Origin of the sequence: Nocardioides sp. SYSU D00038 (assembly GCF_016924665.1) — a bacterium.
Lineage (GTDB): Bacteria > Actinomycetota > Actinomycetes > Propionibacteriales > Nocardioidaceae > Nocardioides.
This window is the reverse complement of the sequence record NZ_JAFFJT010000018.1, coordinates 25042-46914: the sequence shown is the minus strand read 5'-3', so window position 1 is coordinate 46914 and position 21873 is coordinate 25042. Positions and strand designations below refer to the sequence as shown.

General features: G+C 75.3%; 21 protein-coding genes. 11 read left to right on the top strand and 10 right to left on the bottom strand.

Going from position 1 to position 21873, the window contains the following annotated elements; all coding sequences use genetic code 11:
• Window positions 1-103 precede the first annotated feature (103 nt).
• From JT721_RS11410 to JT721_RS11400, 3 genes are read left to right on the top strand one after another with little or no spacing between them, the layout of a single operon-like run.
• Window positions 104-1435, top strand: coding sequence for an NAD(P)/FAD-dependent oxidoreductase (locus tag JT721_RS11410; protein WP_205473268.1), 1332 nt, complete (start codon window positions 104-106; stop codon window positions 1433-1435).
• Window positions 1432-2043, top strand: a complete 612-nt coding sequence (locus tag JT721_RS11405; protein ID WP_205473267.1) for a TetR/AcrR family transcriptional regulator — start codon at window positions 1432-1434, stop codon at window positions 2041-2043. The genes JT721_RS11410 and JT721_RS11405 overlap by 4 nt, the downstream gene beginning before the upstream one ends.
• Complete coding sequence (locus tag JT721_RS11400; RefSeq protein WP_205473266.1) at window positions 2040-2951, top strand: alpha/beta hydrolase; 912 nt, start codon at window positions 2040-2042, stop codon at window positions 2949-2951. The genes JT721_RS11405 and JT721_RS11400 overlap by 4 nt, the downstream gene beginning before the upstream one ends.
• Window positions 2952-3031: 80 nt before the next feature.
• Here the strand turns inward: JT721_RS11400 and JT721_RS11395 are convergent, their stop codons facing one another.
• The gene (locus JT721_RS11395; RefSeq protein ID WP_205473265.1) at window positions 3032-4084 is read right to left on the bottom strand and encodes a hypothetical protein; all 1053 of its coding nucleotides are present in this window, start codon (window positions 4082-4084) and stop codon (window positions 3032-3034) included.
• 120 nt (window positions 4085-4204) lie between these two features.
• Window positions 4205-5638 (bottom strand): MFS transporter, encoded by a 1434-nt coding sequence (locus JT721_RS11390; protein ID WP_205473264.1) that lies wholly within the window; start codon window positions 5636-5638, stop codon window positions 4205-4207.
• A 73-nt stretch (window positions 5639-5711) separates the two neighbouring features.
• On the opposite strand from JT721_RS11390, the gene JT721_RS11385 reads away from it, so the two are divergent.
• On the top strand, window positions 5712-6206 hold the full coding sequence (locus JT721_RS11385) for a MarR family winged helix-turn-helix transcriptional regulator (protein WP_205473263.1): 495 nt from the start codon (window positions 5712-5714) through the stop codon (window positions 6204-6206).
• A 71-nt stretch (window positions 6207-6277) separates the two neighbouring features.
• Here the strand turns inward: JT721_RS11385 and JT721_RS11380 are convergent, their stop codons facing one another.
• The 4 genes from JT721_RS11380 to JT721_RS11365 are packed head-to-tail and all read right to left on the bottom strand — an operon-like array spanning window position 6278 to window position 8621.
• On the bottom strand, window positions 6278-6928 hold the full coding sequence (locus JT721_RS11380; protein WP_205473262.1) for a TetR/AcrR family transcriptional regulator: 651 nt from the start codon (window positions 6926-6928) through the stop codon (window positions 6278-6280).
• Window positions 6925-7752 carry a DUF72 domain-containing protein gene (locus tag JT721_RS11375; protein WP_205473261.1) on the bottom strand — a complete coding sequence of 276 codons (828 nt, stop codon included), beginning with the start codon at window positions 7750-7752 and terminating at the stop codon, window positions 6925-6927. Before JT721_RS11375 ends, JT721_RS11380 begins: the two co-directional genes overlap by 4 nt.
• 2 nt (window positions 7753-7754) lie before the next feature.
• Window positions 7755-8087 (bottom strand): DUF3140 domain-containing protein, encoded by a 333-nt coding sequence (locus JT721_RS11370; protein ID WP_205473260.1) that lies wholly within the window; start codon window positions 8085-8087, stop codon window positions 7755-7757.
• Window positions 8088-8123: 36 nt separating this feature from the next.
• Window positions 8124-8621, bottom strand: a complete 498-nt coding sequence (locus JT721_RS11365; RefSeq protein ID WP_205473259.1) for a pyridoxamine 5'-phosphate oxidase family protein — start codon at window positions 8619-8621, stop codon at window positions 8124-8126.
• A gap of 107 nt (window positions 8622-8728) precedes the next feature.
• On the opposite strand from JT721_RS11365, the gene JT721_RS11360 reads away from it, so the two are divergent.
• Window positions 8729-9913 carry an SGNH/GDSL hydrolase family protein gene (locus JT721_RS11360; protein ID WP_205473258.1) on the top strand — a complete coding sequence of 395 codons (1185 nt, stop codon included), beginning with the start codon at window positions 8729-8731 and terminating at the stop codon, window positions 9911-9913.
• Window positions 9914-9984: 71 nt separating this feature from the next.
• Here the strand turns inward: JT721_RS11360 and JT721_RS11355 are convergent, their stop codons facing one another.
• The gene (locus tag JT721_RS11355) at window positions 9985-10518 is read right to left on the bottom strand and encodes an RNA polymerase sigma factor (protein WP_205473257.1); all 534 of its coding nucleotides are present in this window, start codon (window positions 10516-10518) and stop codon (window positions 9985-9987) included.
• Window positions 10519-10681: 163 nt separating this feature from the next.
• On the opposite strand from JT721_RS11355, the gene JT721_RS11350 reads away from it, so the two are divergent.
• The 4 genes from JT721_RS11350 (at window position 10682) to JT721_RS11335 (ending at window position 16447) form a co-directional block, all read left to right on the top strand.
• Window positions 10682-13822: a BTAD domain-containing putative transcriptional regulator gene (locus JT721_RS11350; protein WP_205473256.1), complete on the top strand. Its 3141-nt coding sequence runs from the start codon at window positions 10682-10684 to the stop codon at window positions 13820-13822.
• A gap of 94 nt (window positions 13823-13916) precedes the next feature.
• The gene (locus tag JT721_RS11345) at window positions 13917-14726 is read left to right on the top strand and encodes a class I SAM-dependent methyltransferase (protein ID WP_205473255.1); all 810 of its coding nucleotides are present in this window, start codon (window positions 13917-13919) and stop codon (window positions 14724-14726) included.
• Window positions 14723-15310 carry a carboxymuconolactone decarboxylase family protein gene (locus tag JT721_RS11340; RefSeq protein WP_205473254.1) on the top strand — a complete coding sequence of 196 codons (588 nt, stop codon included), beginning with the start codon at window positions 14723-14725 and terminating at the stop codon, window positions 15308-15310. The genes JT721_RS11345 and JT721_RS11340 overlap by 4 nt, the downstream gene beginning before the upstream one ends.
• 60 nt (window positions 15311-15370) lie before the next feature.
• Window positions 15371-16447: a YihY/virulence factor BrkB family protein gene (locus JT721_RS11335; protein ID WP_205473253.1), complete on the top strand. Its 1077-nt coding sequence runs from the start codon at window positions 15371-15373 to the stop codon at window positions 16445-16447.
• A gap of 248 nt (window positions 16448-16695) precedes the next feature.
• Here the strand turns inward: JT721_RS11335 and JT721_RS11330 are convergent, their stop codons facing one another.
• Entirely contained in the window at window positions 16696-17016 is a 321-nt protein-coding gene (locus JT721_RS11330; RefSeq protein WP_205473252.1) for an antibiotic biosynthesis monooxygenase, read from the bottom strand.
• A 124-nt stretch (window positions 17017-17140) separates the two neighbouring features.
• On the opposite strand from JT721_RS11330, the gene JT721_RS11325 reads away from it, so the two are divergent.
• The gene (locus JT721_RS11325) at window positions 17141-18415 is read left to right on the top strand and encodes a hypothetical protein (protein WP_205473251.1); all 1275 of its coding nucleotides are present in this window, start codon (window positions 17141-17143) and stop codon (window positions 18413-18415) included.
• 21 nt (window positions 18416-18436) lie between these two features.
• Here JT721_RS11325 and JT721_RS11320 read toward each other — a convergent pair whose 3' ends face one another.
• Complete coding sequence (locus tag JT721_RS11320; RefSeq protein ID WP_205473250.1) at window positions 18437-19855, bottom strand: hypothetical protein; 1419 nt, start codon at window positions 19853-19855, stop codon at window positions 18437-18439.
• A 113-nt stretch (window positions 19856-19968) separates the two neighbouring features.
• The gene (locus JT721_RS11315) at window positions 19969-20559 is read right to left on the bottom strand and encodes a TetR/AcrR family transcriptional regulator (protein ID WP_205473249.1); all 591 of its coding nucleotides are present in this window, start codon (window positions 20557-20559) and stop codon (window positions 19969-19971) included.
• Between the two features lie 82 nt (window positions 20560-20641).
• Here JT721_RS11315 and JT721_RS11310 point away from each other — a divergent pair, with 82 nt between their 5' ends.
• Window positions 20642-21808, top strand: a complete 1167-nt coding sequence (locus tag JT721_RS11310; protein ID WP_205473248.1) for an acyl-CoA dehydrogenase family protein — start codon at window positions 20642-20644, stop codon at window positions 21806-21808.
• Window positions 21809-21873: the final 65 nt, after the last annotated feature.

Below are 21873 nucleotides of genomic sequence, written 5' to 3'. Positions count from 1 at the left end.
TGTGGTCCGCGTCACTAATTGACGCGTGTCAACCTAGGGCCTAGCGTCGCGCTGTCAACACCCCCCGGACCGATCCGCACCGGATCGGGAGCAGGAGCAGCAGATGGCGAGACCCACCACCGCGGTCATCGGAGCGGGCATCAGCGGGCTCACCGCCGGCAAGATGCTGGGCGACTACGGCGTGCCCTACACCTGCTTCGAGACCTCCGACCGGATCGGCGGCAACTGGGCGTTCGGCAACCCCAACGGTCACTCCAGCGCCTACCGGTCGCTGCACATCGACACCTCCAAGCACCGGCTGTCCTTCAAGGACTTCCCGATGCCCGAGGACTACCCCGACTTCCCGCACCACACCCAGATCAAGGCCTACCTCGACTCCTACGCCGAGGCGTTCGGCCTGCTCGACCCCATCGAGTTCGAGAACGGCGTCGTGCACGCCGAGCGGCTGCCCGACGGCGGCTGGGATCTCGACCTCCAGTCGGGCGAGCGGCGCCGCTTCGACCTGCTCGTCGTGGCCAACGGCCACCACTGGGACCCGCGCACCGCCGACTTCCCGGGCGAGTTCACCGGCGAGTCGATCCACTCCCACCACTACATCGACCCCCACGACCCGCTCGACTTCACCGGCAAGCGGATCCTCGTCGTGGGCCTGGGCAACAGCGCCGCCGACATCGCCGTGGAGCTGTCGAGCCGGTCGCTGCAGAACGAGGTCACGCTCTCCACCCGCTCGAGCGCGTGGATCGTGCCGAAGTACACCTACGGGCTGCCGGCCGACAAGTACTACGTCACCACGCCGTACCTGCCGCTGTCGTGGCAGCGCAAGCTGGTGCAGAAGATGCAGTTCATGACCGGGTCGAACCCCGAGCTCTACGGCCTGCCCAAGCCCAACCACAAGTTCTTCGAGGCCCACCCCACGCAGTCGGTGGAGCTCCCGCTCCGGCTCGGCTCGGGTGACATCACGCCGAAGGGCAACGTCGCCCGCCTCGACGGTCGCACCGTGCACTTCGACGACGGCACCAGCAGCGACTTCGACGTGATCGTCTACGCCACCGGCTACAACATCACCTTCCCGTTCTTCGACCCCGAGCTGGTCAGCGCACCCGACAACCACATCCGGCTCTACAAGCGGATGTTCAAGCCGGGGCTCGAGGACCTGGTGTTCATGGGGTTCGCCCAGGCCACGCCCACGCTGTTCCCGTTCGTGGAGGCGCAGGCCCGGCTGCTGGCGGCGTACGCGACCGGGCTCTACCGGCTGCCGTCGGCGGCCGAGATGGAGCGCACGATCGACGCCGACAACGAGAAGTTCATGGGGCACGTGCTCGACCGGCCCCGGCACACCCAGCAGCTCGACTACTTCGTCTACGAGCACGACCTGCGGGCCCGCGAGATCCCGGCCGGGATGGCCCGGGCCGGTCGGGCGGGGAGGGCGTCGTGACCACCGAGAGCGACAAGGCCAGCCGGCCGCACGGCGACCGGCGGCGTTCGGCCCTGCTGCACGCCCTCGACGAGCACCTCCAGGACAGCAGCCTCGACTCGATCACGATCGCCGACATCTCCCGAGCGGCGGGGGTGACCCGGTCGGCGTTCTACTTCTACTTCGAGAACAAGGCCGCCGCGGTCGCCGCGCTCATGGAGGACATGTACGACCAGGCGTTCGTCGCCACCGGCGAGCTGACCGGCGCGGGCACGCCGGCGGAGAACATCGAGGCCACCATCCGCGGCCTGTTCGCGGCCTGGGAGCAGCACCGGCACCTGTTCCGGGCGATGCTCGACGCCCGCGCGACCAGCCCCGCGGTGCGCGAGATGTGGGAGAGCGACCGGCTGTCGTTCGTCGAGCCGGTGGCCGAGATGATCCGCGGCGAGCGGGCCGCCGGGCGGGCGCCCGACGGCGTCGACGCCGCGGCCCTGGCCTCGGTGCTGCTCGAGCTCAACGACCGGATGCTCGAGCGGCTCGCGCTCGGCGGGCCGCTGGAGCGCGAGGAGCTGGTCGCGGCGGTGGTGCAGGTCTGGTTGCGGACGATCTACGGGAGGACCGACGCGTGAGCGCCTACGAGCAGGTGACCGTCACGGGCGACGGCGCCGACCTGGACGCCTGGCACTTCGCCGGTGCCGGCGACGGCCTGGCCGGCCCCGCCGGTCGGCCCGTGGTGGTGATGGCGCACGGCCTGGCCGGCACCAAGGACTCCGGTCTCGAGCCGTTCGCCGTCGGGCTGGCCAAGGCCGGGCTGGACGTGCTGGCCTTCGACTACCGCGGGTTCGGGGCGAGCGGCGGCCAGCCGCGGCAGCGGGTCTCGGTGGTCGGGCAGGTCGCCGACTACCGCGCCGCGATGGCGCACGCCGCCACCCTGCCCGGGGTCGATCCGCGGCGGCTGGTGCTGTGGGGCGTCTCGCTGGCAGGCGGTCACGTGCTCACCGCGGCGGCCGGGCGCGACGACGTCGCCGCTGTCGTCTCGCTCACCCCGCTGGTCGACGGCCTCGCCGCCGGCCGCCTCGCGACCCGGCACCACAAGCCGTCGTCGATCGCCCGCTCCACCGCGCTCGGGGTGCGCAGCCGGGTGGGCGCGCTGGCCGGACGCGGACCGGTGACGATGCCGGTGGTGGCCCGCCCCGGCGAGGTGGGGGCACTCACGCTCGAGGGCTGCTACGACGACTACCTCGCGCTCGCCGGGCCGACCTGGCGCAACGAGGTCGACGCCGCCGTCGGGCTCGAGCTCGGCGCCATCCGGGTCAAGCAGGACGCCAAGCGGGTGACCTGCCCGGTGCTGGTGCAGATCGGCGACCTCGACCGCAGCGCACCCCCGCACGCGGCGGCGAAGGTCGCGTTCGCGGCCCGTGCCGAGGTGCGCCACTACCCCTGCGACCACTTCGACGTCTGGCCCGGCAAGGACTGGTTCGAGCCCGCCCTGGCCCACCAGGTCGCGTTCCTCACGCGGCACCTGGCGGCGGACTGATTCGTCAAGTGACGGTCCGTGTCGTGAATCGACCCGGAACACGACCTCAACGCGTCACTCGACGCACCTGGGGCGCCCGATCAGCGCGAGCGCAGCCAGGCCAGCACGGCGGCCCGGGTGGCGGGCGCCGAGGGCTCCAGCGGCAGCGCGCTGCCGGCTCCGGCCACCACGCGGGTGGTGACCGAGGTGCCGCGCGCGAACCCCTTGCCGCCCTGGGCGGCACGGCCGCGGACCAGCGCGTCCCGCGCGCCGAGGAGCCGCAGCGTGGGCACCTTGACCTTCCCCGCGCCGTACGCCGTGGCGAGGGTGGTCGCGGCGAGGGTCGAGACGTCGCCGCAGGGCGTCGGGTTGCGCCGGGCGGAGGCGGCCCGCTGCACCGCGGCAGGGGCGGCGGCGAAGAGCAGCGACCGGTACGCCGCGTCGTCGACTCCGAACGGCGCGTAGCCGCCCCGGCGGCAGGCCGCGGCCTGGCGCCGCGACTCGGCCGCGGCCGTCGGGGAGGCGTCGCCCGCCGACCACGACATCAGCACCAGGCCGTGGGTGTCGTCCCAGTGGGCGGCCTCGAGCTGGGCGATCGCGGCGCCGGTGCCGTGCCCGTGCACGACCACCCGCGCGGCGTGGGGCGGCACGCCCGGACCGCTGGTGTAGGCGTAGGTGCCGGAGTAGAGCTTCTGCACGACCTCGTGGAGCATCGTCGCCTGCGCACCCAGGCAGGTCCGCCGGCCGTCGGCGAGAGGGCTGGCGTCGTAGCCGAGCCGGTCGATCACCAGTGAGGTCTCGCCCTGGCGGGCGAGCTGGCGGGCGTAGTTGAGCGTGGGGTGGCCGGGCAGGGTCCAGAACCAGCCGCCGGTGCCGGCGTCGTGGACCAGCACGTTGAACCGCCGGGGGCCACCGTGGCCGTTGACCATCTGGCGGGGGCCGACCAGCCGGCCGCGCACCTGGTACTTCTGCCGGTCGGGGGTGCAGCCGGCCGGGGTGTTGTTGACGTTGTAGAGGTCGAAGACCACCGACCGCGACGCGATCTTGCGCGGGGTCGGGTAGCCGCCCGCCTGGGCCGGGGCCGCCACCAGCGTGGCCGCCACCACCGCCACGGCCGCGAGCAGGGAGAGACCGGGCAGCGCACGGGGGACCATGCTGTTGAATTTACGTCAACTAAGGATGCCCCTGGCACCCGGGGTGGGTGTGAGGCTCCCGACACCCGACGGGCAATCCCGTTGCGAGACTGGGGATTCGCGTGTCGCAGGTCACACCGGTCAGGCCGCCGCCGCCTCGACCGCCCGCTCCGTGGCGGCCGGCCGCACGTGGACGTGCGGCACCAGGGCGGTGATGGCGACGCCCACGAAGGCGGCCACCGCGCCGATCAGGAAGCACGCCTCGTAGGCGCCCCGGGTGGGCAGCCCGGCCGCCGTGACCGAGCCGGCGAGCACGGTGGTCATCACCGCCGAGGCGACCGTGGTGCCGACCGAGCGCATGAGCGAGTTGATGCCGACGGCGGCGCCGGCCTCGGCCATCGGCACCGCGCCCAAGATCATCGTGGGCATCGCGGCGTACCCGATGCCCACGCCGGCCGAGGCGATGATCGAGGCCACGGCGAGCTCCCAGGCCGCGTTCATCAGGAAGAACGCGACGAGGTAGCCGACGCCGAGCACCGAGCCGCCGACCATCAAGGTCAGCTTCGGGCCGACGTTGGTGAGCAGCCGGCTCGAGACCGGCGCGAAGAGCAGCATCATCAGGCCGCCGGGCGCCATCCACAGGCCGGCCTCGAGCATGGTCTGGCCCATGCCGAACCCGGTGGACCGCGGCAGCTGGAGCAGCTGGGGCACGACGATCGCCTGCGCCATCATGCCGAACCCGATCGCGACGGCCGCGACGTTGGTGAGCAGCACCGGACGGCGGGCGGAGGTGCGCAGGTCGACGAGCGGCTCGTCGCGGCGCAGCTGGTAGCTCCCCCACACCAGCAGCACGGCGACGCCACCCACGATCGCGCCGACGGTGCGGCCGGAGCCCCAGCCCCAGTCGTGGGCCTTGGAGACACCGACCAGCACGCCGACCAGCCCGACGCCGAGCCCGACGCCCCCGAGGAAGTCGATCCGTCCGGGGTGGGCGTCGTGCACGTGGGGGACGACGAACAGCACGCCCAGCGAGGTGAGCGCCGCCATGATCGCGGCCATCCAGAACACCGCGTGCCAGTCGAAGGACTGGGCGACCCACGCCGAGAGCGGCAGCCCGATGGCGCCGCCGACGCCGAGCGTGGCGCTCATCGCGGCGATCGCGGTGCCGGTGAGCCGGGGCGGGGTGACCTCGCGCATCAGCGCGATGCCCACCGGGATGAAGCCCATCGCCACGCCCTGGAGGGCGCGGCCGACCAGCATCGGCGCGAGCGACGTCGAGAGCGCGCACACCACCGAGCCGACGGCCAGGATCGCGGCGCTGGCGACCAGGACCCGCTGCTTGCCGAGGATGTCGCCGAGCCGTCCCGACACCGGCATCGCCACCGCGGCGGCGAGCAGGGTGACGGTGACGACCCAGCCGGCGTTGGAGACCGACGTGCCCAGCAGCCGGGGCAGGTCGCCCTGCAGCGGGATCACGAGCGTCTGCGTCAGCGAGGCGGACATGCCGCCGAAGCAGAGCGCCACCACGGTCAGGGGTGCGCGGTCGGTCGCGGTCGAGGGCGGGGCGTCGGACACCGTGTGTACGATACACATCCCTGTCCGGTCTGGAAGAATCCGTGACCCGCATCACCTGCCGACCACCGGAGCCATGACCCAGACCCCCGAGCCGGCCCCGCCCGCCGACGACCCCGCCGACGACCCCGCCGACGACCCCGCCGACGACCCCGCCGACGTCGCGGTGCTGGCCGACCAGCTGCTCCGCCTCCAGCGCCGCCGCACCCAGACCTACGCCGGCAGCCGGCTCGAGACCTCGGCCTTCCGGATCCTGTGGGTGCTCTCCGACGACCGTCCCCGCACCCTGCGCGAGCTCGCGACCGAGCTCGAGCTCGAGCAGTCGACGGTCAACCGCCAGGTCAACGCCGCGATCGACGCGGGCTGGCTGGAGCGGTTCGACGTCGAGGGCAGCGCGAGCCGGCCGGTGCGGCCCACCCCCGCCGGCCGCGCGGCGTACGACCACGACGGCCGACTGCGGGCCGCGCAGATCCGTGCCGCCCTCGCCCGGATGGGCCCCGACCGCGCTGCGCTCCTCGTCGAGCTGCTCCGCGACTACAACGACGCGCGCGACGCCGTGCTGGAGGGGTGACCCGCCGCGGCACGGTGGTCACGGGCGTTCGGCACCCGATCCGCCCGGAAGCACCTGCCGTTCGCCCGTGACTACCCCGGACGGACGGCCCCGACCATCCCTGCGGTCGTGAAGACCGCGAGCTGCTCGGCCCAGGCGGGGTCGAGGCCGGTGGGGCCCAGGGGTCGGCCGTACGCCGCGTGGTCGACGCTGGCGAGGGCGGTCAGCATGGAGTACATCGCGATGCCGGTGCGCCGGGCCAGGGCGTCGTCGAAGGTCGGCAGCGCCCGGGTGGCGGCGGTGAGGAAGGCCGCGGAGAGCTCCTGGTCGTCACCGAGCTCCGCGACCCAGAGCGGGTCCTCGTCGAGGCCGAGGCGGGCGAAGAGCTTCATCCACGACAGGCCGCCCACCGGGTCGGCGTCGAGCACGTCGACCAGCGGCTGCAGCACCGCCGCCACGACCTGGCGCGGGGTGACCCGGTCGGCGGCCACCAGGACGTCGAGGAGCTCGCGCATCCGCACGGCCACCGGCCGGGAGCGCCGCTGCACGACGGCGGCCACCAGGTCGTGCTTGGCGGGGTACCAGTAGGTCAGCGCCGCCGGCGCCACGCCGGCCTCGCGGGCGATCGCCCGCAGCGAGACGCCCTCGGGGCTGGTGTCGCCGAAGAGCCGCTCGGCGGTGTCGAGGAGCAGCAGCCGCACGTCGACGTCGGCCCGCGGGCCGGGCGGGTGCGCGGTCGTCACGCGTCGGAGTGTATGTCCGTCAGGCGGCGGTGCAGGGCGACCGCGTCGTGGGGTGCGTGACCCCGGGCGTCGTTGTCGAAGTAGACGTGCACGTCCTGCCCGGCCGCCAGCCAGCCGCGGCAGCGCTCCGCCCACGCGTCGAGCCGGCCGGCGTCGTAGCCGCTGGCGTAGAGCTCGGTGTGGCCGTGCAGCCGCACGTAGCGGAAGTCGGCGGTGTCCTCGTCGAACGCCGGCCAGCGGCCCGCCGAGTCGGCGTGCACCAGCGCCACGCCGTGCTCGCGCAGCAGCGCCACCGCCTCGGCCGTCGCGAACGACGGGTGCCGCGGCTCGAGCGCGTGGCGCAGCGGCCGGTCGTCGAGGGCCTCGAGGGCGGGCTCGGGCACCTTGTCGTCGTGGCGGGCGGCCACCTCGGCGGCGGCGCCGGTGCTGCGCGGCAGCGAGGCCAGGAAACCGCCCACCCGCTCGGTGTCGAACCGCACGGACTCCGGCAGCTGCCACAGCAGCGGCCCGAGCTTGGCGCCGAGCCGCAGCACCCCCGAGGCCAGGAAGTTGGCCAACGCCGTGTCGGTGTCGCGCAGCCGTTTCATGTGGGTGAGGTAGCGCCCGCCCTTGACCGCGAGCACGAAGTCGTCGGGCGTCGCGTCGCGCCAGGCGTCGTAGGACGAGGGGCGCTGCAGGGAGTAGAAGGAGCCGTTGAGCTCGACCGAGCCCATCCGCTCGGCGGCGTAGGACAGCTCGTCGCGCTGGCGCAGGCCCTCGGGGTAGAAGTCACCGCGCCAGGAGCGGTAGCTCCAGCCGGAGATGCCGATCAGCGCGCGGGCCACCGCTACTTCTCCGGGTCGTGGCCCCAGTTCATCAGCGACCACCGCCACTTGGTGTCCGCGACGTCGCCAGCGGGCCGCTGGGCCAGGTGACGGTGGACGTAGCCGACGACCTTGCGCATGTGGGCGGCGTCGTCGGCCGTCAGCTCGGACTTGCTCGTGCCCAGGATCGACACGATCCGGCGTCCGGAGCGGTGCCCGGTCGACTCGCCCTCACCCTGGCCCACCGACCGCGACTCCTCGGTGTCGAGCCACTTCTCCAGCTCGGCCTGCGTCATGTTCACCGCCGCCTGCCAGTCGTCCCAGACGTCCTGCACCTGCTCGTCGACCTCGGCCATGCCCCTGCGTTACCCGGCCGGCGTCCGAGCAGTCGCTCAGAGGTCGGCGGCGCCGTGGTCGGCGTCGAAGGTGTCGCCGGTCAGGCGGGTCTTGACGAAGCTCACCAGCGAGGCAACCTTGCTGCCGGGGGTGTCCCAGTACTCCCCGCCCTCGAGGTCGACCCGCACCAGCACGGCGTCGGGGTTGTCCGGGCCGCCGGGCAGCCAGGCCTCGGCGAAGGTGTTCCACAGCTCCTCGAGCTTGGCGCGGTCGGTGACCACCTCGGCGGTGCCGTGCACCGAGACCCAGGCGTCGCTGCTGGCGAACGTGAGCCCGACGTGCGGCCGAGTCCGAAGATGGCGGACGTGGTCGGTGTCGCGCGCGGTGATGAACCAGAGCTCGGCCGACGGCTCCACCTCCTGGCGCGCCATCGGCACGGCGCGCAGTCGGCCGTCGTCGTCGGTGGTGGTGAACATGGCGATCGGCAGGTCGCCCAGCAGGTCGAGCAGCCGGGCAGCGTGGTCGGTGGCGGGGTCGCTGGTCGGGTCGGTCATGGCGGGGCGGTACCCGGGGCGCCCCCGGCCACCCGCCGGGTCCGGCGGTGGGCTGTCCCGACCGGGTCGGGGGTACGGTCCTGGCACCGACGCCCGAGGGGGAGCCCGTGACCGTCCCGACCCGCCGGCTGCACCGGCCGCTCACCGCCGCCGCGACCAGCGTCCTGACCGTGCTGGTCGCGACCGTGCTCCCGGCCGTCCCGGCCGGCACCGCGGCGGGGTCCGCCTCGGACGCCGGTGCCGCGACCGCCGCGCCGCTCACCCAGGAGCGGTACGCCGCGCTGGGCGACTCCTCGGCCGCGGGGCCGATCATCGTGCCGCAGCGACCCGGAGCGCCCTCGCCGTGCTACCGCAGCGCGGTCAACTTCCCCTCGCTCGTGGCGGCCGCGCTCGGGACCAGCGGCGCCGCCTTCGCCGACGCGACGTGCAGCAGCGCCGAGACGATCCACGCCTTCGAGACCCAGGGGCAGAACCCGCCCCAGCTCGACGCCGTCGACGGGCGGACCACGCTGGTCTCGGTGGGGCCGATCGGCGCCAACGACGCGGGCATCGTCTCCGCGGTGGTCCGCTGCCTGGTCCCGGGGTGCGCGCAGCGCGAGGGCGACGAGATGCGCGCGGCCGTGGCGGCCGTGCGGCCGGGCGTACGACGCGTGCTCGCGGCCGTGCGGCGCGAGGCGCCGCGGGCCGCGGTGGTCGTGGTCGGCTACGGCCGCTACGTCCCGCCCGGCGCCTGCCCGCTGACCCAGCCGCTGACCGTGGCCGACGCGACCTACGTGCAGGACCTCATCGACCGGCTGAACGGGATCCTCGCCGGCGAGGCCCGTCGAGCGGGCGCGACGTTCACCGATCTCGGCGCGACGCCGGGCGCCCTCGACCACACGGCCTGCGCCCCGCCCGGCCGGCGGTGGCTGGAGGGGCTGGTGCCGCTGAGCGGCGACGGCGCGGTGCCCTTCCACCCGACGGCGCTGGGGATGCGGGCGTTCGCCGGCCAGGTGGTGCGGGCGGCCGGCCAGGCCCGCAACGAGCAGCTGCGCGCGGCGCGCGCCTCGCTGTCGGTCGGGCAGCGGTGCGTGCGCGGGCGACCTCGCCTCACCGTGCGCGGGGGTCTCGGCCTCGTCGACCGCGTGGGCTTCCGCACCGCCGGCACCACCCGCAGGGTCGACGTGGCCGCGCCGTACCGCTGGCGGGTGCGCGGCCCGGTGACCCGCCGGGCCGTGGTGCGGGTCCGGCTGGTGCGACCGGGCGCCGGCAGCCTGCGCGTGCTCCGTCCGGTGCTGCGCCGCTGCCGCTGAGCCCGCGCCGGACGCCCTCCCCAGGGGGACGGGAGGGCGCCCGGCCCACCGGACCCCGGCGGGCGGCGGCCTCAGGCCACCGCGGCGTCGGGACCGAGCATCTCGGCGAGCGCGGCCCGGGCACGGCTCAGCCGCGACTTGACCGTCCCGTCGGCCACGCCGGTGCGCTCGGCGACCTCGTGCACCGAGAGGTCGGCGATGTAGTGGAGGACGACGGCCTGGCGCTGCTCCTCCGGCAGTCGCCGCAGCGCCGCGACCAGCGCCGCGCGCTCGTCGAGCGGGGCCGGAGGCTGGGTCTGCACCTCGGCAGCGGCGATCAGCTCGGTCGCCCGCTGGAACCGGCCGCCGCGGCGGAAGCCGTCGACGGCGACGCGGTAGGCCGTGGTGTGCACCCAGGCGTCGCCGCGCTCGGCCCAGTCGGGTGCCGAGGGGTGCCGCCAGCCGCGCGCGAACGCCTCCTGCACCGCGTCGCGGGCCAGGTCGCGGTCGCCCAGGCGGGCGGTGAGCTGACGGACCAGCCGGTCGAAGGAGCGGCGGTAGAAGTCGGTGAACTCGGTGGACTCGGTGTCCGGGTCGGTCTCCGGCGCGAGCTGGGTGGTGGTCATCGTCGTGCTCCTGGGTGAGGGTCCGTCAGGACAGTTCTCCCAGCGACCGGTTGCGGCGACCTTGCAGGATCCTTGTGGCCCGGCAGCGGAGCGGTGAACGGGTCGGGCCTCGGGTCGGCGTCGGAGCCGCGACGGCGGGCCGCGGACGTCGTACAGTGCTGGCGTGGGACCCGCCTTCAGCCTGCTGGGTCCGCTCGAGGTCCGTTCGGCATCGGGGTCGCTCGTCCACCTGGGCGGACCCAAGCCACGCCTGCTCCTGGCCATGCTGCTGGTCCACCACGGCCGGCCGGTGCCGGTCGACCGGCTGGTGCACGCCCTGTGGGGGGAGACACCCACCGACGGCGCGGCCACGACGCTGCGCAGCCACGTGGTGCGGGTACGGCGGCTGCTCGAGGAGGCCGGCACCCCGGCGCGGCTGGAGACCCGGTCGGGCGGCTACGTGCTCGAGGTCGACGCGAACGACGTCGACGTCACCCGGTTCGAGCAGCTGCTCGGCGAGGGCCGGGCGGCCGCCGACGCCGGTCGCCTCGACGAGGCCGCCGGGCTGCTCGACCAGGCACTCGCGCTGTGGCGCGGCGACGTGCTGGCAGACCTGCTCGCCCCCGAGTTCGCGGTCGCGGCCACCGCCGACTGGGCCGAGAAGCGCCTGGTCGCCCACGAGACACGGCTCGACGTCCAGCTCGCCCGCGGCCGTCACCGCGACGCTGTCCCGGTGCTGCAGACGCTGGTCGAGGAGCACCCGTTCCGGGAGCGGTTCGCCGCCCAGCTGATGCTCGCGCTCTACCGCAGCGGTCGGCAGGCCGACGCGCTCGCGGTCGCCTCGACCACCCGCGCCCGGCTGGGTGACGAGCTGGGCCTCGACCCCGGCGCCGAGCTGCAGGAGCTCGAGACGGCGGTGCTGCGCCAGGACCCCTCCCTCGACCTCCCGGCCGCCCCCGTCGTGTCGACGCCGCAGCCTCCCGAGGACGACGACACCGGGTGGGACGCGCTGACCCGGCGCGAGACCGCCACCCTGCTCGCGATCGGGCGCCGGCTGACGAACGCCGAGATCGCCGCGGAGTTCCACGTCTCGCAGCGCACGGTCGAGAGCCACGTCGCGGCGCTGCGCCGCAAGCTCGACGCCTCGAGCCGCGCCGAGCTGGTCGACGCCGCGCTCGCGCTGCAGGCGCGGTCGGTGCCGACGCCGGGCGGCGCGTTCGTGGGCCGCGAAGACGACGTGCGCACCGTCCGCGAGCTGCTCGACGTCTCGCGCTGGGTGACGGTCTGCGGCCCCCCCGGCGTGGGCAAGTCGCGGCTGGCGATGGAGGTCGCGACCGCCCAGGACCGCGCCCCGGTGGTCGTCGGGCTCGACGCGGTCGAGCCCGGCGAGGTCGCCGCCGCGGTGGCGGCGGCCCTCGACGTCACCGTCGAGCGGCCCGAGAGCCTGGTGGCCGCGTGCGCCTCCGGCCTGTCGGGCCAGCCGACGCTGCTGGTGCTCGACGACTGCGACCTGGTGCTCGACGAGGTCTCGGCGCTGGCCACCGACCTGGTACGGCGAGCGCCCCGGCTCACCGTGCTCACGACCTCGCGCTCGCCCGTCGGCGGCCGGGGTGAGGCCGTGCACCCGGTGGCGCCGCTGCCCGTGGGCCCGGGATCGGCGGCCGTCGAGCTGTTCCTGGACCGCGCGCGCACCGCCCGCGCCGAGGTCGACGCCGCCGCCACCCCCGCCGTGGAGCGGATCTGCTCGTTGCTCGACGGGCTGCCGCTGGCGGTCGAGCTCGCGGCCGCCCGCCTCGCCCACCTGCCGATCGACGACCTCGCGGCCCGGCTCGAGCACGGCTTCGAGGCCCTCGAGCGCGCCCGGCCCGTCGACCGGCACCGCACGCTGGAGACGGCGTTCGCCTGGACCTGGGACGTGCTCGACGACGACGAGCGCCGGGTGCTGTCGTGCCTGGCGGCGCTGCCGGTCGCCTTCGACCTCTCCGTCGCCGAGGCGGTGGCGGGCGAGGGCACGGCCGGCACCGTGCTACGGCTGGTCGACCGGTCGCTGGTGCTGGCCACCGGTCCCGACGAGCCGGCCGGCGCGCTGCGGGTGCTCGGTGCGCTGCGCACCTTCGCGCTCTCCCGCACGCCGGAGCCGGAGGCCGCGGAGACCCGTCGCCGGCACGCGCGGCTGATGACCGACCGGGTGCTGGCCCGGGTGGCCCGCGCGCGCACCGACGACAGCCCGGCGGCCTTCCGCGCCGTCGCGGCACTCGGCGCCGGCGCGGCGGCCGCGGCACGGTGGGCCGCCGAGCACGACCCACCGCTCGCCGCCCTGCTCGCCGCGAGCCTGGCCGAGCTCGGGGAGCAGTACCGCCCCGAGGCCACCACCCTGGCGACCCTGGCCCGGGTGGCCCGCGACGAGCGGGTCCGGGCGGTGGCCACGCCCGACCAGCTGCTGCAGCTCGGCCTGGGGCTCGCGTTCAGCGACCTCGAGCTGGTCACCGAGCTGGGCCACCTGGCCCACCAGCGGGCCGAGGAGCCGCACGAGCGCCGGGCCGCCCACCAGCTGGCCGGCTGGGCGGCGGCGTACCAGGGCCGCACCGAGGTCGCGCTCGCCGAGCTCGGCAGGGCCGAGGAGCTGGCCGAGGAGCAGGGCGCGACCTGGCACCTGGCCTGCGTGCGGCAGGGTCTGGGCATCGCGCTGCGCCCGGTAGACACCGATCGGTCGCTGGCGGCGTTCACCGCCTCGCTCGGCAGCTACGCCGCGGCGGGCGACACCGCCCACGTCAACAACGTGCGCTACATGATGGCCGCCACCGCGGTCCGTGCCGGCCGGCGCGACGAGGAGGTGCGCGACTGGATCGACCTGTGCATCGCCTACGCCCGCGAGGTCGGCAACCCCCACGAGCTGGCGCACGCGCTGATGGTGCGCGGCCTCTACGAGGAGGCCGCCACCGAGGTCGAGGCGGACGAGATGGCCGAGGCGCTCTCGGACCTCGAGGCGAGCGGCGACCTGCGCTGCCTGGCCCGGATGCGGCTGGTGATGGCGCGCGACCGGCCCAGCGCGGACCGGATCGGGCTGCTGGAGCAGGCCCACGAGGCCGCCGCCGGCGTCGGCGACCCCGACCTGGTCAGCGAGGTCAGCGGCCACCTGGTCGCCGCCCACTGGGCCGCCGGCGCCCACCGCGCCGCCGCGGTCGAGCTCGGCCGGCTCCAGGCGCTGGTCGGCGACGACCGGGCCCGCTCGGTGGCCCCGGCGCCGCTGCTCGAGGAACTGGACCGGTGGCGCACCGCGCTGGCCGAGGGCGCCGCCCGGGTGGCGGCCGCGCACGTGCACTGACCGCCCGGAGACCGTGCGGAAATCCGTGTGCTGCACGGATGCGCCGCACCCGGGCGTCGCGCTGTCATGGATCCACCCCACGAGGAGAGGAACCATGACCACCACCACCGCACCCCCCGACTGGACCCGGGTCGACACGGGCTGGGGCCGCCGGGCGGCCGAGTTCGCCAGCCTGAGCGAGCCCGGCAACTGCCGCGAGTACGTCGCGGTGCACCACGTGCTCGGGCTCGACCACGGTGACCGGCTGCTCGACGTCGCCTGTGGTGCCGGCCTGGCCCTCGAGCTCGCCGCGCTGCGCGGCGCGACCTGCGCCGGGATCGACGCCAGCCCCCGGCTGGTCGCGGTCGCCCGCGACCGCAGCCCCGGTGCCGACGTCCGGGTCGGCGACATGCACGCCCTGCCGTGGCCGGACGCGTCGTTCGACGCGGTGACCAGCTTCCGCGGGGTGTGGGGCACCACGCCCGAGGCCCCGGCGGAGATCCGGCGGGTGCTGGTGCCCGGAGGACGGGTGGCGATCACCGTCTGGGGCCACGTCAAGGCCTCCCCCGGCGCGTGGGCGCTGGCGCCGTTCCGACTCGCCGCGGAGCCGCAGGTCGCCCACCAGGCCGCGATGGTCGCGCTGGGGCGGCCCGGCATCGGCGAGGCGCTGCTCGCCCGCCACGGCTTCGTCGACGTACGACGCGTGGTGGTGCCGTTCGCCTGGGAGTTCCCCGACCCCGCGACCTACGCCCGCACGCTGGCCTCGACGGGCCCGGCGTACGAGGCGATCGAGGCGGTGGGCGAGGCGGCGTTCCTGCGCTCGGCCACCGACGTCGCGGCGGCCCGGGTGCGCGACGGGCTGCCGCTGCGCGCCGAGATCGAGGTCGTCTGCCTGCTGGCTCGCGCCCCGGGCGGCGACCGGTGAGCGCGAGCTTCCTCGGGCCCGCTCCCGACAGCGACGGGGCCAGGCGGCTGGTCGAGGAGGACCTCGACGAGCTGGGCTACGTGATGAACGGGACCCGGCTGTGGGCGCACCACCCCGCCGCGATGACCGGCCTCTTCGACCTGCTCGGGGTGGTCAACGAGCCGGTGCGCCTGAGCCTCCGGGAGCGCGCGCTGCTCACCGTCGCGGCGGCCGCCACCCGCCGCGACTCCTACTGCGCGCTCGCGTGGGGCGCGAAGCTCGCCGCGGTCGCGGACGAGGCGACCGCGGCCGCGGTGCTGCGCGGGGAGGACCCGCAGCTCGACGACCGCGAGCGGGCGCTGGTGACGTGGGCGCGGCTGGTCGCCACCGACCCCAACGCCACCACTGCCTCCGACGTCGAGGCGCTGCGCACCGCCGGCTGGAGCGAAGCGGAGGTGCTGGCGATGACCGTGCACGTCGCGCTGCGGATGGCCTTCTCCGCCGTCAACGACGCCCTCGGCGCCGCGCCCGACCCGGCGCTCGCCGAGCGGGTGCCGGCTGCCGTCCGCGCGGCGGTGGACTTCGGGCGGCCACCGGCCGACTGACCGGCGGTTGCCCAGGGCCGACTCGGGCACAGGGTCTACCCACGTCCCTGGAGGAGAGCGATGGCAGCGCGCGGCGACACCGCCACCGGCAACGGCGACCGGCCCCACCCCGAGGCGGAGGGCAAGCCGGACGCCCCCACCGACCTGACCCGGCCGTCGTGGACCTACGTGCTGCGCAAGACCGTGCGCGAGTTCTCGGCCGACCAGTGCACCGACCTGGCGGCCGCGCTGACCTACTACGCCGTGCTGGCGCTGTTCCCGGGAGCCTTGGCCCTGCTCTCGCTCGTCGGGCTGGTCGGCCAGGGCGAGGAGACGGTCGAGACCCTGCTGCAGGTGCTGCGCGACGTGGGCGCGGGCTCCGCGGCCACCACCCTCGAGCCGACGCTGGTGGAGCTCAGCCGGGCACCCGGCGCCGGGCTCGCGCTGGTGCTCGGCCTGGCCTCCGCGCTCTGGGCGGCCTCCGGCTACGTGAATGCGTTCGGGCGCGGCATGAACCGCGTCTACGAGGTGCGCGAGGGACGCCCGATCTGGAAGCTGCGCCCGGTGATGCTGCTCGTCACCCTCGTCACCGTGGTGCTCGTCGCGGTGGTCGCGCTGGGGCTGGTGCTCACCGGCAGGGCCGCCGAGGCCGTCGGCGACGCGGTGGGCCTGGGGTCGACCGCGGTGACGGTGTGGAGCATCGCCAAGTGGCCGGTGCTGCTCGCGGTCGTGGTCGTCATCGTCGCGTTGCTCTACTACGCGACGCCCAACGTGGTGCAGCCCCGGTTCCGGTGGATCAGCATCGGCGCGGTGGTCGCGATCGTCGTGTGGGTGCTCGCGTCGGCGGCGTTCGGCTTCTACGTCGCCAACTTCGCCAGCTACAACCGCACCTACGGGTCGCTGGCCGGCGTCGTGGTCTTCCTGCTGTGGCTCTGGATCACCAACCTGGCGCTGCTGTTCGGAGCCGAGCTCGACGCCGAGCTGGAGCGCGGCCGCGAGCTCCAGGCGGGCCTGCCGGCCGAGGAGGACATCCAGCTCCCGCTGCGCGACACCCGCGGGGTCGACAAGGCCGAGGCCAAGGAGCGCGAGGACGTCGAGCGCGGACGGCGGCTGCGCACCACCCGCGGGGGCGACGCCGACGCGCCGGACGGCGACTGACGCCGTCGGCCCGTCGCCGGCCGGGACGGAGCGCTGGACCGGACCGGTCGGGTTCGCGGCCCGACCCCCCTCCCGAAAGCCGTCACGCGGTGTCACACTGTGCGCACCGAGTCCCTCCCTAGGCCTCGGTCTCGCTCCCGGCACGCGTGCCGGGTCGAGGCGGCGTCCTTGTTCGACCGAGGGCAGTGGGGGTCAGAACAGGGACGCCGCGCTCGGAGACCGTGGCCCTGACGTCCCCGCTCCGGCGGTCAGATCACCGGCGCGAAGTGCTGCACGACCGGGAACGGGTCGTAGAAGTGGTGCAGCAGCCGGCGCCACTCCTCGTAGCGCTCCGAGCCGCGGAAGCCCTGCTCGTGGGCCTCGACCGAGGTCCACCCCACCAGCAGCAGGAACAGCGAGGGCTGCTCGAGGCAGCGTCGAACCTCCACGAACAGGAATCCTTCGGACGCCGCGATCAGCTCGCGCGCCTGCGCGAAGGCGGCGGCGAACTCGTCTTCCCGCCCGGGCCGGACCTGGAGCAGGGCGTGCTCGAGGACGGGTGCGGACCGGGCGGCGGCAGGATCGCTCATGCCGTCAGCCTGGCAGAGGCGCGTCCCGGCCGCGCAGGGGCGGGAGTCCCCGACCGGCACATACCCCCCAGGGTTTTTTCACGATTCCCCGGACAGCGGGGCGTCGCTGTCGCACAGTGACGGGATGAAGGGCTTCCGGGGCCGTCTGCTGCCGCTCGCTCTCGGCGTGCTGGCGCTGGGGCTGCCCGCCCTTCCCGTCGTCGCCCCGGCCGGTGCGCAACCGGCCCGCAAGGCCGCCAGCGAGGTGCGGGTCGCCTGGGGCGACCCCCGGGCGGAGGTCGGCGAGACCACTCGAGTGGTCGCGACCGTGCGGCCGCGTCACGTGGCTCGCCGGGTCACCCTGCAGGTGCGTCGCCACGGGCGCTGGACCGCGGTCGTCTCGAAGGTCGCGCGCGGCCGGGTCGCCTTCCAGGTGCACCACCGCCGCGCCGGCACCACCCGCTACCGGGTGCGCGTCGTCCCCACCCGCCACCTCCGGGTCGCCCGGTCGCGCGTGCACGCCTACCGGGTGGCGCCGCCGGTGCCGGTCCTGCCGCCGCCCGACCACCACCAGCCGCCGCCGCTGCCCGACGGGCTGCTGCTCGGCGTCGCGTACGGCTCGAACCAGGAGCCCGCGCCCCACGAGCGGGCCGCCGGCACCGGGCTGCACCTGCGGCGGGTCTTCTGGCGTGCCGACCAGGTCGAGCGGGCGGTGAGCACCGCCCGGGCCGACGTGGCCGCGGGCCGCACCAGCGTGGCGTCGTTCAAGCTGCCGCGCACCTGGGCCGAGATGGCGGCCGGCGCCGGCGACGCCTGGGCGCGCGACCTCGCCGACCGGATGGACGCGGTGCCGGGCGAGGTGTGGATCGCGCTGCACCACGAGCCCGAGCGCGACCAGCCGGACATCCTGGACTGGACCCGGATGCAGCAGCGGCTGGCGCCGTTCTTCGACCGCGACAACATCCGGTTCGGCGTGATCATGACCGGCTGGCCTCAGTTCGTGGCCAAGGACCCCGTGTTCGCCCCGGCCCGGATGTGGCCGCACGGCGCCCCGGTCGACTGGATGGGCTTCGACGTCTACCAGACCCTCGGCATGAAGGCGTCGTCGACGTGGACCGACCTCGGCGTGTTCTGGCCGCAGATCGAACGGTTCGCCGCCTCGGTCGGCGTGCCGTGGGGGCTGACCGAGACCGGCATCACCGACCAGGGCTGGGCCGACCCCCGGGGCCGGACCTTCTTCGCCGACCTGACGGCCGCCGTGTCGCGGCACGGCGGGTCGTTCATCTCCTACTTCGACACCGAGATCAACGCCGACGGCACGTGGGGGCTCAAGGCCTCCAAGTGGGACCGGTGGATCGACCTGATGCGGGTGGCGGGGCGACGGTCGGTGTCGAGCGACGCCGCTGGGTCCTCGACCTGACCCCGGCACGACCGGGATCCCTCACTCGTCGACGCTCTCCCCCTGCGGCTCCACCGGGCGCACGGCCTCCTCGGCACCGGAAGAACCGGCGGCATGCGGACCGGGCGACTCCGACGTCGTGCCGGCGGCCTCGCCCGCACCGCCGTCCGGGCGTGGCTTGCGCGACGGGCGGCGCCGTCCGCTGCGGCCCGAGCGCGGTTCGTCGGCGCGACCCGCGGGCTGGTCGGCGGACGACTGGTCCGGACCCCCGGGCCGCTTCCGGCCCTGGCCCGGCCCGGACTTCCGGCCCGGCCGCTGACCCGCCTGCCCACCCGAGGGACGGCCGGCCTGGCCGCGGTAGGTCGGCGCGCCGCCGAGGAACAGGTCGGCGCTGCCGGTGACGAGTGGTCCGGCCAGGCTCGAGGTCGGCAGCCAGAGCTGCACGAACAGGTCGTCGTCGACGACCGGCACGGCGACGGGGACCGGGGTGGTGCCGACCTGGTGGTCGAACATCCCGGTCGCGAGCTCGCCGACCGCGCGCAGCGAGGAGCAGACGTCGGCGACGGTGCGGTCGCGGGCGGCGACCAGCCGGGCGGCGAGCGCCTCGGCCAGCTCGCTGGTGCGACCTCGGGGCTGGCCGCCCTGGTCGATCTGGCGCATCGCGGAGCCGACGGCGTCGAGGGCGGCCTCGAAGACCTCGGTCCAGGCGCCGCCGCGCAGGCCTACCTCCACGGTGCCGGGTCGCGGCTCGGCCCGCCCGGGCCGGCCGCCCGACCGGCCGGTGTCACGGCCCACCGAGAGCGGGACCGTGAGCCAGGACGACCCCTGCTCCTGGGACCGGGCGGCGAGGGCCACCGGGGTGATCCGGCCGCCACCGACGACGAGCAGGTCGGCGCGGCCGAGCTGGCTCCGGTCGAGCCCGCTGAGGTCGGCCGCGCGGCCACCGGCGAGGGCGTCGACCACCGCGGTGACCGCCGGCGAGGTCCGCACGGCGCCCCAGAACGACGGCGCCGCCCGGGGCGGCAGCTTGTCGAGCCCGAGCGCGACCACCCGCAGCGGCTCGCGCCCGGTGACGCCGACGCGGCGCAACCCCTCGCGCAAGGGCTCGACCGCGGCGGGCACCCCGGCGTTCGCGGCCTCGACGAGAGCGAGCTCGAAGGCCTGGTCGGTGAGTCGGACGTGGGGGCGGAACAGGGTGGCGAGCTGGGCGAGCGTGACCTGCTCGGGGTCGGGAGGGATCGGGTGCTGGTCGCGGCCCGGCCCGGTCTGCAGCAGGCGGGCCCGCAGCAGCTCCGCCACGGCGAGCCGGGTCACCTGCTGGGTGACCCACGCCCGCGGCGACGTCGCCCACTCGTCGGGGTGCTGCTCGGCCAGGGCCTGGACCTGCTCCTTGGAGGGTCGTGGGGGCAGGTCCAACCGCAACGACGGGAGCACCAGCTCCCGGGACGCCGACTCGGCCACGTCAGGCCACCATCCTCATCTCGCCGTGCCGCGGCCGCACCGGTCCGGTCCGGCCACCACCAGAACCGTAGTCACTGCACGCGGACGGCGCCGACCGAGGTCCACGCCCGGACTCACCGGGCTCCGGGGCGACGCAGGCCGTGCACCAGCAGGTCGGCGAGCGCCTCGTAGGCGCGGGCGTCGTCGAGCCCGGTCAGGTCGGCGATCGCGCCGGCCTGGATGGCCCGCATCAGCTGGGCCACGGCGGCGCCCACGAACGCCGGGTCGACGTCGCGCAGCGAGCCGTCGGCCACGCCCTCGGCCACCAGGTCCTGGGCTCGGCGGGCGGCGTGCCGGGTGTTCTCGGCGTAGAGCTCCGCGGCCGGCGCGAACGCCGCCAGGTCGGCGTAGAACCGCTCGCCCGCGGGGCCCAGCTCGCGGGCGACCGCGCGGAGGTAGACCTCGAGCCGTCGCCCGGCGTCGGGCTCGGCCTGCACCTCGGCCTCGATCCGCTCCGCGGCCCGCCGGAAGAACCGCCGGGTCGCCGCCACCACCAGCTGCTCCTTGCTGGCCGCCACCAGGTAGAGCGTGCTGCGCGAGCAGCGCAGCCGGGCGGCCAGGTCGCCGACCCCGAAGCGCAGGAAGCCCTCCGCGAGGTAGAGCTCGACCAGCTGGTCGAGGAGCTCGTCCTGGCGTCGGGTGGTCCTGTCGGCTGTCCGCGGCACCCCCGCACCCTAGTGGGCGCCGGCCGACGCCAGTACCGTGAGACGTACCTGAGTACCGCTGACGAGCCACCGAGGAGCCCGAATGCCCGCCCGCCGCGTGCTGCCCACCGACGAGGCCGCCGACCTGCTGCGGCTGGTCCGCACCATCGCCGCCGAGGAGCTCGCCCCGCGCGCCGCGGCCGCGGAGGCCGACGAGGAGTTCCCCCGCGAGGTGTTCCGGCTGCTCGGTCGCACCGGCCTGCTCGGCCTGCCCTACCCCGAGGAGCACGGTGGCGGCGGGGTGCCGTACGAGGTCTACCTCCAGGTGCTCGAGGAGCTGGGTGCGGTGTGGGCCACGGTCGGCGTCGGCGTCTCGGTGCACGCGCTGTCGTGCTTCGGGTTGGTGACCCGGGGCACCGAGGAGCAGCAGCGACGCTGGCTGCCCGAGATGCTCGGCGGCGAGCTGCTCGGCGCCTACTGCCTCTCCGAGCCGCACGCCGGCTCCGACCCTGCGGCGATGCGCACCACCGCCCGCCGCGACGGCGACGACTACGTGCTCCGCGGCACCAAGGCCTGGACCACGCACGGCGGCCGGGCCGACTTCTACAAGGTGATGGCCCGCACCGGCGACGGCCGCGGCGACATCTCCTGCTTCCTGGTGCCCGCTGACTCCCCCGGCCTGAGCGCCGACCCGCCCGAGCGCAAGATGGGGCTCACCGGGTCGCCCACCACCGCGATCCGCCTCGACGACGTCCGCGTGCCCGCCGAGCGCCGGCTCGGCGACGAGGGCGAGGGCCTGCGGATCGCCCTCGCCGGCCTCGACTCCGGGCGGCTCGGCATCGCCGCCGTGGCCACCGGCCTGGCCCAGGGCGCGCTCGACCAGGCGGTGGCCTACGCCCAGCAGCGCGAGACCTTCGGCCGCCGGATCATCGACCACCAGGGGCTCGCGTTCGTGCTGGCCGACATGGAGGCCGCGGTGCAGTCGGCCCGGGCGACCGTGCTGCACGCCGCCCGCCTCAAGGACGCCGGGCTGCCGTTCGGCCGCGAGGCCTCGGTCGCCAAGCTGGTCGCCACCGACAACGCGATGCGGGTCACCACCGACGCCGTGCAGGTGCTCGGCGGCTACGGCTACACCCGCGACTTCCCGGTCGAGCGCTACATGCGCGAGGCCAAGGTGATGCAGATCTTCGAGGGCACCAACCAGATCCAGCGGATGGTCATCGGCCGGGGCCTCGACAGCGACGCCGCGGGGGCGATCACCGCGCGCTGAGCTGGGCGCGGCCAGGCGAGTGCCCGGCCGTCAACGGCAGGTCGCCCGGAGGTTCGGAGGCCGAA